Origin of the sequence: Aliifodinibius sp. S!AR15-10, assembly GCF_031569985.1 — a bacterium.
GTDB lineage: Bacteria > Bacteroidota > Rhodothermia > Balneolales > Balneolaceae > JAMQKA01.
Genome location: NZ_JAMQKA010000023.1, coordinates 1 through 12,495, shown reverse-complemented (window position 1 = coordinate 12,495; position 12,495 = coordinate 1). Strand labels below are relative to the sequence as shown.

At 47.5% G+C, this 12,495-nt stretch carries 10 protein-coding genes; 6 read left to right on the top strand and 4 right to left on the bottom strand.

Going from position 1 to position 12,495, the window contains the following annotated elements; all coding sequences use genetic code 11:
* The first annotated feature begins 719 nt into the window (after nt 1–719).
* The 6 genes from NC796_RS15035 (at nt 720) to NC796_RS15010 (ending at nt 6,233) form a co-directional block, all read left to right on the top strand.
* Nucleotides 720–3,164, top strand: a complete 2,445-nt coding sequence (locus NC796_RS15035) for an outer membrane beta-barrel family protein (RefSeq protein WP_310685527.1) — start codon at nt 720–722, stop codon at nt 3,162–3,164.
* Nucleotides 3,165–3,404: 240 nt separating this feature from the next.
* A complete protein-coding gene (locus NC796_RS15030; RefSeq protein ID WP_409070383.1) occupies nt 3,405–4,073 on the top strand; it encodes a DUF1080 domain-containing protein in 669 nt (222 codons plus the stop codon).
* 57 nt (nt 4,074–4,130) lie between these two features.
* Nucleotides 4,131–4,544 (top strand): DoxX family protein, encoded by a 414-nt coding sequence (locus NC796_RS15025; RefSeq protein ID WP_310685524.1) that lies wholly within the window; start codon nt 4,131–4,133, stop codon nt 4,542–4,544.
* Between the two features lie 161 nt (nt 4,545–4,705).
* Entirely contained in the window at nt 4,706–5,131 is a 426-nt protein-coding gene (locus tag NC796_RS15020; RefSeq protein WP_310685523.1) for a Plug domain-containing protein, read from the top strand.
* A gap of 173 nt (nt 5,132–5,304) precedes the next feature.
* Entirely contained in the window at nt 5,305–5,733 is a 429-nt protein-coding gene (locus NC796_RS15015) for a TonB-dependent receptor plug domain-containing protein (RefSeq protein ID WP_310685522.1), read from the top strand.
* Nucleotides 5,734–5,807: 74 nt separating this feature from the next.
* Nucleotides 5,808–6,233: a TonB-dependent receptor plug domain-containing protein gene (locus tag NC796_RS15010; RefSeq protein WP_310685520.1), complete on the top strand. Its 426-nt coding sequence runs from the start codon at nt 5,808–5,810 to the stop codon at nt 6,231–6,233.
* Here the strand turns inward: NC796_RS15010 and NC796_RS15005 are convergent, their stop codons facing one another.
* The 4 genes from NC796_RS15005 to NC796_RS14990 all read right to left on the bottom strand — a co-directional run bounded on the left by NC796_RS15005 (nt 6,234) and on the right by NC796_RS14990 (nt 12,357).
* A complete protein-coding gene (locus NC796_RS15005) occupies nt 6,234–6,725 on the bottom strand; it encodes a VOC family protein (RefSeq protein WP_310685518.1) in 492 nt (163 codons plus the stop codon).
* A 646-nt stretch (nt 6,726–7,371) separates the two neighbouring features.
* The gene (locus tag NC796_RS15000; protein WP_310685517.1) at nt 7,372–8,049 is read right to left on the bottom strand and encodes a GDSL-type esterase/lipase family protein; all 678 of its coding nucleotides are present in this window, start codon (nt 8,047–8,049) and stop codon (nt 7,372–7,374) included.
* A 207-nt stretch (nt 8,050–8,256) separates the two neighbouring features.
* Nucleotides 8,257–10,980 (bottom strand): DUF6797 domain-containing protein, encoded by a 2,724-nt coding sequence (locus NC796_RS14995; RefSeq protein ID WP_310685516.1) that lies wholly within the window; start codon nt 10,978–10,980, stop codon nt 8,257–8,259.
* Between the two features lie 162 nt (nt 10,981–11,142).
* Entirely contained in the window at nt 11,143–12,357 is a 1,215-nt protein-coding gene (locus NC796_RS14990; protein ID WP_310685515.1) for a PmoA family protein, read from the bottom strand.
* Nucleotides 12,358–12,495: the final 138 nt, after the last annotated feature.

The following is a 12,495-nucleotide window of genomic DNA, read 5'->3' as shown; positions in this document are numbered from 1 at the left end:
GCTACAACTAAGCGTATATTTTCATCAGAAAAAAAGCATGATTGGAACTAATAACACGCATGACTTCAGCAATTAAGGAGAGAGTAAGTATCCTCTTATAAATGATTCAAATAAATCAGTTAAAGCCCTCGTGAGGATGCCCTGACCAAGTCCTAGATTAATGGGAAATATTCTTTTTTCCACTGTTGTCCGGTAATGAACTTTTAACGTTGTCTTGCTGCTCATTCCTGCTGTCCATTTTTTCAGCGATGAAAAAATGAACGAAAAAAATCGCCGGCGAAGGTAAACTTGACCTGAAGGGCTCCTCGTTCCACTAAAAAAATCACAGATTTTTTCTTTACGCTCCCTTCCGGGCGGTCAACTTTACAAAGGCCGGACTCCAGAGGCTGGCCTATTGTATGAAGCCTTTTTATATAGAGGTTCATTTTGAATTCCCTTTCAAAAACACCATGTAGTCAACTTAAACACCATCTTTTGCCTAAAGATTAATTTCCCCGGACACTAATGATTCTTTTTTAAGACCTCATCTACATGCCAAAAAGCCCGGGAATGCCAGCCTATTAACTCGTTTTAAGTTCATGAATGGGCCTTGGTCTGGAAAAGTTTGAACGGGTTTTCAAATCTTCAAATTGTCATCAAATTTCATTCAGTATTGGGTCAGCTTCGGCTATTATGTTTAGAATGAACTAAGAACGGCAACGCACACAAAAGCCCAAATTATGAAGCGCATCATCCTAGGCTTTCTCTTGGTATTTACAGCACATTCTGCAATAGCTCAAACCTCTGGATCAGGCGAAAAAGCGCTTGTTGAAGGTACTGTATATAATGAAGATGGAGAAAGCGTGTTGAACGCATCGGTAGCCATTTACGACTCCACACAGTCGAACCTGGTTACGGGAGCCTCCAGCGACACAACCGGAGCGTTTTCTGTGGATGTCAAACCGGGTAATTATGTAGTGCGTATCTCCTATGTCTCATACAATACCTACACTGAAAGCGTTGACCTGGCTGCCGGGGAAACCTACAATGTTGGAGAGGTAACGCTGTCTCCACGCTCTGAGGAGATGGGGGAAGTGATGGTGCGGGCCGAACAGTCCTCAATGCAGATGAATTTTGACAGCCGCACGTTCGATGTTGGCCAAGATCTGACGAGTATGGGAGGCTCTGCCCTCAATGTGCTCGATAATGTGCCCTCTATTGCCACCGATATTGACGGGAACATCAGCCTGCGGGGCAACCAGTCGGTTCGTATCTTGATCAATGGCCGCCCTTCCAACCTTGTTAATGACGGCGCTGATGGTCTGAGGAGCATCCCCTCCTATCTTATCAAAGAAGTTGAAATTATTACCAATCCATCGGCCAAATACTCAGCCGAAGGGTCGGCCGGGATTATCAACATTATCATGAAAAAAGACCAGCGAGAGGGTTTCAACGGTAGCGTCGGCGTTGGATCAGGGCTTCCCCAAGATCATGAGATGTCTACCAATCTCAATTACCGGACAGAAAATGTAAACTGGTTTATGGGCGGTGGAGTCGACTATCGCAGCGATCCTGAGGAAGGGTATTCTTACCAAGAGTTTAATATCGGGCAAACATCCGATGCTGATACTTCCTATGCCTATCGTGAAAACACGGATGCCGATGAAAGTGAAGTGGATGGAGATCTGCGGTTGGGAGCCGACTTTTTCCTGACTGACCGGCAGACACTGACCCTGGACGCGAATGGTGAGATAGAGGACGGCTGGTCTAACGAGCAGGTAAATTACATAGATTACCAAATAAACAGCAATGGCAACGTTGGCGATCTGATGCGTGAGATACGACGCATTGACGACCAGGATGAGATGGGAAAAGAGTTTGAAGTGAACCTGGAATATGAAAACAGGATTGAAGGCCAGAGCCACCGGTTGACCGCCGAAGCCAGCTTTGACATGGGCAACGAATCCGAACGCTCTAACTTTTCAGAACGCGTATTAGAGGGAACCTACGATCCCCAGCGTGAACGTACTATCAGCGAAGAATCATCACAGGATTTCAGGTTTGAAGCCGACTACGTTCGCCCTCTTGGCGAAGGCGGCGAGCTGGAAGCGGGAGCGCGCTCTACCTTTGATCGGATGGACAACAGCTACCGCGCAGAAGTCTTTGAAAATAATAGCTGGCAGCCGCTGCAGGCCGCCGAATTCAATGACAATTTCCGCTATCTTGAAAACATCAATGCAGTCTATGCCACACTGAGCAAGCAGTTCGGCGCCTTCTCTACCTCTTTTGGGTTACGGGCTGAACACACAGTTATTGAAACCGAGCTCAAGACCACCGGGCAAAAGACCAACCAGAATTATATCGGCCTGTTTCCAAGCGTTTTCCTGAACTACTCATTCAATGACAGACAATCGGTGCAGGTGAGCTACAGCCGCCGCCTCGATAGGCCATGGTCTCGCATGCTGCTGCCGTTCTCCGATTACTCCGACTCCCGCAGCAGATTTTCCGGGAATCCCGAGCTTGAACCTGAGTATGGCAACTCATTTGAAACGGGTTACCTGCAGTACTGGAACACCGGGTCCCTGCTTACCAGTGTCTACTACCGCTATCGCACCGGGGTTCATGAACGCGTAACCACGCTCGACGATCAGGGGATCAGGCGTACACAGCCGATCAACCTGGCAACCGAAGAGGCGTGGGGCATCGAATTTTCCGCTGACCAGGATATTGCGCAATCACTGAGTCTTACGGCCAATGCCAATTTCTACCAATCCGACTCCCGGGGAACCTACCAGGGAACCGAATTGACAAGCCATGCCGAAACAGCACAAGGTCGGCTTACCCTGCGCTGGAGACCCACATCTCAATGGAACTTCCAGTTTTCAGGCCGATATCGTGGGCCTCGAAATACGACCCAGGGCCACCGGGATGGCATGACTATGATGGACACAGGTATCTCCAGGAACTTTGAACTCTGGAATGGACAGGCCACGGTATCCCTCAGTGTAGACGACATACTAAACTCACGGAATTTCCAGAATACAATAAACAATCAAAACTTTTACTCGGAACGCGAATTTAGCTGGTCCAGTCGCAGCTTCATGGTCAATTTCCAATACCAGTTTAACCAATATGGTAATAATCGCGGAGACAGACGTAGAGGAGGCCGTGGTGACTGGGACTAAAAATACTCATGATATTTATCCTCACACAACAGTGCACTTGGTACTGGAAGTGTGATTTCCCTGAATTGCAGGCCCGTGATTGGGTCTGCAATTTATTATTAGTCGCCGGGATGAACTTGCAGTTCCGGATCATCCTGTTAACTTGTTTTTTTCATCATGGCTTTCGAGCCGGCTAACAATTTAAATGGGATGGGGAACATGGACTCAAAAATACTTACGGGATATCTATTAACGGGTGTGATGATTTTTTGCTCTTCGTGGCAGGTTGCCGCACAATCAACATCACTTTTTAACGGGAAAGATCTGAGCGGTTGGCATATCGATGTGCCCGCAATGGATGAAGATTCTACGATTCGAAACCCTTTTGTGGTGCGTAATGGTTACTTGGTTAGTTTGGGTGAACCGCGCGGCCATTTGATAACTGACGAGGAATACAGTAACTATCGATTGGAAGTGGAGTACCGGTTCCCTGGAGAACCCGGTAATTGCGGCGTGTTGGTTCATGCCTCTACCCCGCGGGCCCTCTATGAAATGTTTCCAAAATCCATTGAAGTTCAGATGATGCATGAAAATGCCGGGGACTTCTGGTGTATCGTAGAAGATATCACGGTCCCCAATATGGTAGAACGGCGTGGGCCCAAAGAAAAATGGGGGATCACTGAAGGAGCAAACCGAAGAATTGTTAACCTCACAGACAACTCTGAACAACCACTTGGCAAATGGAATACCATGAGGATTGAAGCGGTTGGCGATTCCATAAAAGTGTGGGTGAATGATGATCTCGTAAACTTCGGGTATGACGCTACTGCCCGGGAGGGTCACATTGCGCTACAGGCCGAGGGAGCAGAAGTCGAATTCAGAAAGGTACACCTTACACCGATCACTGAGATAACAGGTGAAATAAAGTAACCGGTATATCACACTATAGTAAATCAATAATTTTATTTAACTTATAATTTATATACCATGAGAAAATACTTGTCTGGGAAGCTGGATGCATTAGTAAGTGAGCATAGTGCAATCTTGTTTATACGGGTAGCAGCAGGTGCTTTAATACTCACCCATGGAATACCCAAATTGACAAATGTGCTTTCGGGGCAGTTTCAATTCGGTGATCCGCTTGGATTGGGTCCTGCGCTCTCCCTGATACTAGTTGCGTTTGCAGAAGGTATTTGTGGTTTTTTAGTTCTGATTGGATTGGGAACGCGGCTGGCATCTATTATATTGGTTATTAACATGGCTGTAGCAGGTTTCATTGCCCATGCCGGTGATCCATTTGGCACGAAAGAAAAAGCATTACTTTTTCTTATTTTCTTTATTTCTACTTCCTTGCTTGGAGGAGGCAAGTATTCATTAGATAACAAATTCTTTGGCAAATAAACCATTGTACAGTAAGTGAAAAATCGGGAATAATTCACTTCTAGCATGTGCAATAACAAAGAGTTTATTCGTTAAACAAAGAAGGGTTAAAGTTACTGTCGGAAACGAGGTAATCAAGTCAAGAGAGCACTAAACAATATTCACTCTAAAGGAGTAATATTATGACATGCAAAGAAGCATACCGGTATTTCCTGAGCATTGCGTGTACATTGCTGATTTTAGGTTGCGGAACCAGCGGCAATGGAGTCAGCAGCAGCTCAGCCGGATCAACGGGAACAAGTAATAAAATAATTGTTGATAATCCGACACTCGATCTGACCGACTACCTGAGGCGGGTTCCGGGAGTAAGTGTAGCGGGGAGTGGTCCGAATGCTTTTATCACAATAAGGGGAATAAACACGCTGTTGGGCAATCCTAGCCCCCTCTTTGTGGTGAACGGTGTTCGAGTTGGCAGAAATTTCAGCAATGTTTATAACCTGGTCAACCTGCACGACGTCAGCAATATAGAAGTTTTAAAAGGAGCTGATGCCGCATTTTATGGAGTTGAAGGAGGCGGTGGAATAATCGTCATAAACTCAAAAATGTAGGCAACTGGTTTATCGTTGAATGGGATATTTTTTTATCAGGCTTAACTGTAGGTAGAGAGGTGCGTAATTACGAGATTGTCAATAAGACAGAGAGATATTTAAAAAAATAATACATTCCAGTTTTGAAAAGTCATGTAATCTTTTCACGATAACCTAAATCCACAAACAGTAGAATGAAACGGTTACACTTACTTTTATTGGTATCAGTAACAATTTTTGCTACTATTTTTTCCGGATGTGCCAGCAGTGGCCAAGGCGTAAAATCTGACAATAGTACGGATCGGGCGAATAGTGTCAAAGTAACCAACGGAAATATTTCTTTAGACGACTATTTGCGTCGGGTACCGGGAGTGCAGGTCCAGGGATCCGGCAGTAATGTTAAAATCGTAATACAGGGGGTAAACACCTTTCTTGGCAGCTCTGACCCACTGTTTTATATCGACAATACTCGGGTTGGTCGAGACTACAGCCAGGTTCAAAGTATTATTAATATGCATGATGTGGAAAGTATAAAGGTTGTTAAAGGTGTTGAAGCCTCGGCCTACGGTGTAGAAGGAGCTAATGGTGTAATCATTATTAATACAAAAGGAAGTAGTGGATAACTATTCGTTTCACCAACATTGCCTGGTATGGAGTGTTACAGTAAATAGGCAATTCTAATTCAAATCCAAGTATCATGGAATACCTAATCTCATATACGAAGGTAGCTATATTCACACTTCTGTTGGGCTTGGCGGGTTGTGCGACCACTGGACAGGGTGGAGTTAGTTCGGAGAGGAGTAATGACGAGAACTCAGTAAAAATAGACCAACATTCCTCCGATTCCCTGACCGACTACCTGCGACGTATCGTGGGTGTAAAGGTGGTGGGCGAAGGACCAAGTGCCCGGATTACCATTCGGGAGAAGAGTTCCTTTACCGGTGATACCTCCCCGCTGTTTGTCATAAACGGAATACGTGCCGGAAAAGACTTTTCAAGCATCTATAATCTCATAAACCCTTCAGATATTGTTGAAATTGAGGTACTCAAAGGCACTGATACCTCTTTATATGGAATGGACGGTGCCAATGGGGTCATTCTTATCAATACCAGGGGTAGCTAGTCACCCTGCTTCACGCAGCAGATCATTCAGATCCAGACCCTTTGTGAACATATTCACAGAACCGTCCTCACTGCGGGGCCAGCGTTCCCGGGGACGATCCCAGTACAGCTCCACACCATTCTCATCGGGATCATCCAGATATATCGCCTCCGATACGCCATGGTCGGATGCCCCGGTTAGCGGATAGTCATGCTCCAATAGCCGTTTAACCGCCAGTGCCAAATCTTTGCGTTGAGGGTACAGGATGGCGGTATGAAACAGGCCGGCACTGCCTTTGGGAGCGGGCGGCCCATCCTTGCTATGCCAGGTATTCAATCCAATATGGTGATGGTAGCCCCCGGCCGAGATAAACGCCGCTTGGTCTCCGTAGGTAGTCATAAGTTCAAATCCAAGGAGACCACAATAAAAATCCAGCGCTCGATCCAGGTCAGCCACCTTCAGATGCACATGACCTATGCGTGTTTGAGAGGGAATTTTGTATTCAGAACTCATTCCTTACTCCTTATAGTGTTTTTCAAGGAAAAGTAGGTCCGACAAAAATCGGAGCTTCACACAGTAATTAACCAGATTTCCTTTACTAATTAGTAATACACTACACCAATATACTATTTGATTCAACTCAATTAGTAATTTACTAAACAACGCCTGCTGGCAGCATTCTAAGGTAGTATTCCACCAATTGCTCGCTACCGTCCGCGCTGCGGCGGAAGCCCCTCTAACGCTCCGCGTCTCTATTACAGCATAGGTTTACTGGACGCAGAGCGTCCCAACAGGTCCCAACGTAGAGCATTGGGACCAAGCGTTGAGGTTATTAATAAGAAATCTTATATCGAACTGACGTAAAATAAAATTAGCGAGGAAGCCGAGCCCTCAACTGCATTTCTTCCAGCTTTTCCGGGGATCGGGCAAGCGGCAGGCTCCCGTCCAGCAGATCATCGATATAACGTGCAAACAGTAAGTGGAACGAAGGTAAGGGCTCTCTCGGAAGCGGGTAAATGAGCGACCATACATTGGCAAAATGACGAACTTTGGATGAATGCCTCTACCTTGCGAAGGGGATATGAAATAATTCAGCAATACTGATTCCGGCTTTACTTATTGAGACATATCCTTTCAAGTCTAGGAAATCCCTGTTTTATCAATACAACTCCTTCAGCTTCGGCCCGATAATCCGGTTCCAAACAGCATATCCTTTTTCATTGAGGTGAAGCAGGTCTTCGATAAAGAGGCTATCATTGGGTTTGCCGTTTTCAAGCAGCGGCGTTGCCAAATCCACATAATAAAGCTGATCGTGCTGCTTGTTGTATTCCCTGATTTCACGATTGGCCTCCCCCATCGTCTTCCAATACCCCCACCGACTAGAGCTTGGCTTTATCGGGACATAAACAAACTTGGCTCCCGGGAAATCCTGCATGATACGATCGGTAAGCTGTCGGTAATCCTCCACTACTTGCTGCACCGGCTTATCTGCGGCCACATCATTATCCCCAGCGTAAAAGACTATGACGGCAGGGTCATACTTTTGGATCACTTTCTCGTAATAATGCTGCACGTCAGAGATGTGGGAACCGCCAAATCCCCGATTAATGACCGGAAGCTCCGGAAACGCCTGATGGGTCTTCCAAAACCGGATGCTGGAACTGCCCACAAACAAAATTCCATCTTCTGGAAAACTATTTTTCGCATCCCACTGCATAAATACTTCGATCTGCTCTTGGAAGCGCCCGGGATCTGGATCTTCAACTGTCTGAGCGTTCAGCAGATTACATGTTAGTAGCAGAACGAGCGATAACAGGAAAACTTTGCTTAGTCTCATGAAGGAGAATTTGTGTTACATATTTTTCTGCTTCCAATCTATAACAAAAAGTTTCGGGATAAAAGGTCTTAATAGTGAGATTGCCTTATCGTTTTATCACACAGAGTTACACAAAAAAACCACAAAGCGGCACAAAGAGCCTTTAAGATCCTCTGTGCCTGCGCTGTGGTTCTCTGGGATATACTCTTTATGTGACCCAAATTCAGATCATTCGGAAACGGTCTTGATATACTCAACAATAGAATTGATTTCACTATCTGACAGTATACCAAGGAATGAAGGCATCTCTCCCTCGTATCCTTCAACCACCTGCTCTCCTGGTTCCAGTATTGATTGCCGCAGGTACTCCTCATCAGCAGTAGTGCTTGAACCATCCTGCAGAGTTCGGGTTGAACCAAAGAGTCCCTCCATAGTAGGCCCAACCTTGCCTTCGGTTGTTCCATCTGTGGAGTGGCAGGCGAAGCAACCCGTACGCTGGAACAGCGTTTTACCGCGCTCAGCAGAAACCGGCTCCTCAACATTCTGTGCTACTGTTTGTGCGCTGGCACCCTCCAGCAGCTGATCCACATCCAGGTTACCAAAACTATCGGCCAAAAACTCAGGTTCTTCTACATCGTTGACCGTAAACCAGAAATCGTTACTTAATGCCCGCCCATCGCTGGTTTGCAGGTCGTAGGAGACCTCCATCTGCATGACTTCCCTGATATCAGGGATGGCTATAAAAACACCGCGCTTGTCATCCGAAAGATGAGCTGAAAACACAGGCATGATCTCTTCCCCGGGTGAGCCATCCAGCTTGTAGTGCCCGGATCCATACTCTTCAGAGCGCTGGTAATTCCAGCGTTTTACGCGATAATTGGCAATATTTTTAGCTGCTTCCTCATCCAGCTCTGTGCCAAACCGGAGCATCACCCCGCCATCACGGACACTAAAATCCTGTGGCAGCAGGCTTTCCTGACCGGTGTATCGCAGCCGTACGAAGGAACTGATCACATCAGAGTTTGATCCCCAAAGTGAGAACCCTGCAACATACAACTGCCCGTCGGCAGGACTGATATCCCCTTTCATCGTCGGGGCCGGGTAGTTACCCTTAATAAAGGATACGCCTCCCTGGACGGCATCGCTGGTACTGTCGATCATAACTTTGAACATGCCTGGGCGACCGTATGAGAGGTGAACCATCTGACCACTCAGCGGTCCCATCTTGTCACTGTTAACCCAAACCTGGCCCGTACCAGAACGATCTACACTGTGTGGTATCCAGGTAAGTGGCGGGGTAATCTCGGGCAACGGATCGCGGTGTGCTGTGGCGGGCACGCCGTAGTAATCGCCTTTATCAACCATGTAGATAGGAGTCGAAGGCATGTAGTGGCCCTGCTGGTCGGACGCAGTTACAACGCCGGTTTCAGGATTGATTCCCAGATAGGGACCACGGAAGCCAGTAGCATAGTGGTCTACCTGGCGGCCATCAGGAGATATCTCTACAATAGAGCCCCCGTAATGAGAGCCCGCCCGGAATCCCATAATGCTTTTGGGTGAAGAGGTTTCTGGTCCCATATCAAGGGCACCGAATTTTGAGACATAAAATGTTCCGTCCGGGGCTACCACCATGCCGCTGGCCCATTCGCGGGTCTCAATCGACTGCTCCATCAGGCTTGAGAAGTTCCGGTAATAATCGGCAGAACCATCATCATTCAGGTCCTGGAGATGCGTTATGCCCTCTTTGCCAAAAACATAGATTTCGTTATCTACCACTTCAATACTCTGTGGCTCATAAAGTCCGGAGGCGTACCGTTTCCACTCAAGGCTTTCCAACTCGTCATCAATGCCATCTACCAACCAGAGGTCGCCCTCAAAAGTAACCAACGCTGCACTGTTGTCATCAAAAAAAGAAGCGTCAACCACGCGAACATTTCGTTTCCACGGGTTGGGAATCGGCAGCGTCAGGCGGTCGATGACATAAGCTGCAGTATCCGGTGCAAGCTGTCCCCGGGTATGGACGGTTTCAGACCAGCGCGCCGGGCCACCATTCTTGAATTCCGCCAGGTCAATATTGGTGTCAGCTTGAGCAAGCAGCTGATCAAACTGTTCAACCTCTCCGGCAGGACCTTTCCAAAGTACAACAGTAAAATTGACGTTGCTATCAGCTGCAGACAAGTTGGCCGTAGCATACCGGTTACCTGTAACCTCCAACTCAACTCCCGGTGTATCGCCCGCCAGGCCGATGACTGTGACAGTATCCTGTTCTTCACCTTGGTAAATTAATGCTGTATTCCCGCTCACTTCACTGTTCGTACCGTTTGCAACTTCAGCAGCAGCGAGAGAGAGCGCTTGCCCCGGGCTGTCGACTTGAAATGTTCTTGTAAAAGCTTTTACTCCATTTGTACTCACCACACCGGGCTTCTCATAAATATCAGTGTTTTGGGCCGTGTATGAGAGGAGGACTTCCTGACCATCCATATATAACCCGTTATAGCGGCCGAGTTCCAGGGGTAGCGGTCCCCAGGAAGGTCCATCCGGGTTGGGCGCCGGGGGACGTGGATCCGTAAACTCGGGTTCAGCTCCCATCCATCCGGGATAGAGCCCGGTTGCTATCTGTGGATCTCCTGCAATCAGTGGGATCTCATTATCCTTGTTGTGGAAGTCGCGATAGGATATCTGGCCCATCGTAACCATCGGGAGGAAGTCACCAGTCCAGGCCACCGACCAGCGCAGCATATCTGTATCGAAACAGGCATAAGCTTCAGAACCCAGGCGAAGAGCAAGACATCGAGGAGTGATGTTATCATTCGGAAAGCTTTCTCCCAGCTCGCGTGCATCCACCGATGTGGTTATAAAAGGGAAATCAGGCTCAACAAAAGGGGCAATTTCCTCGGGATTAAAATTCTGCTCTGTGATGATATCCTCATCACTGGAACTACAACTGACCATTAAAACGAGACAACCCGCTAAACACAGATGCCATACCCAGCCAGACTTATTGAAATTACCGGTAAACAAAAAATTCGATTCTGAATTACTATTAAACATTTTTTTAAAACAAAAATTATCTGATTTTCTTTATTACTTAACTCTTCACCGTATAATTACGTTCTACCTTCTCACGCTTACGCCCGGCGGATAGGCGTAATCCCTCCAGAGGCGTTCTAATTTTTCTGGATCTGGCTTTCCGTCATGTGTAATAAACCGGTAACGCATAACGTATGGCGATCCCGGTTCTATTTTCATCTCACCGAGCTGCATCGGGGCCCAGACAAAGTACGGTGTCTCGGGATGGACTCGAATAGGCTGTGGCGCCCGAAAGTTATCAGGGTGTCCCAACACGGCGATCCCTGCCCGCTGTCCTTTCACAAGGCCTCCCATATGGGCCCATCTCGCCCGGGTCTCGTTCCCGTTGCTCCGGTCATTCCCCTCGGATGTCAGGAACGTTACGTTTTCGGGATTATCCCACTCAGCGTGCCCGCGGAATGCGAGCCCCCCGTACCGGTACTCCGGCAATACAAGAGGCTGGGCCGTATTTGTGGTGTGCGTCAATACCAGGTCGAACACATGGTAATTGCTGCTCTCCGGCGTATCGTAGATTACGAGTTTCCACTTTTCGTTGAGTGCGATTACCGGGGCAGAACTCGAGATGTCAACATAGTAGTTCATCGCCGTTAAGCCGGCATGCACGGGCCCTTCCCATGCTGTCTCAACCGAATCGGCATGATCAATGCGACCGGTAAATCGATCCGGATTCCAAAAATCAGGCGTACGTCCCTGGAACTCCGTGTTGGTCCACGCTGCCCAGATTCCATAGTGGTGCGTATGCACTTTGGGGTCCAGGTGGTTAGTCAACGGCACCCCGTCTGGTGAAAAAACAGGATGAATGTAGCCAGCCTGATGATACATCTCGTGCATACCTTCCGGCAGCTCGTTCTGCCGATAGTAATAGGAAAGCACCTCACTCTGACCGTCACTAAAGGTAATTGTGTTATGATCATAAGAAGAGTGCACTGTATTATCTCCCGCAGTTGCGGCATCAAGATCGAGCGTATACGTTCTGCTCGATCCTGCAGAAAGTTCATCCAGGATAAATGAACCCCTGTTTTGCTCGTCTACCTGCAATACAGCTGACTCTCCAGATTCACTCTGCAGCGTGTAGGTTCCGGCTTCCACGTCATCCGGTAGAGTAAAAGAGACAACGCTACCCATCCTGTCATAGGCGCCGGCCGTTACCGTAATCTCATATTGGGCACAGGCATTCTGTGAACCAAGCCCCAACAAAATTACTGCCAACAGGATGGAAGAGAATGTCATTCTATTCATAAAACACCTATCTAGTACTTAGATTCATAAATCAGCGTAATTATCCGACAGCTTTCCCGGTTTGACGAACTTCTTTTTCCATTCAAAGGGAGCGGCCTGTTTATTGTGCGCTTTGGTGAACGCATCGATCGTCCGGCG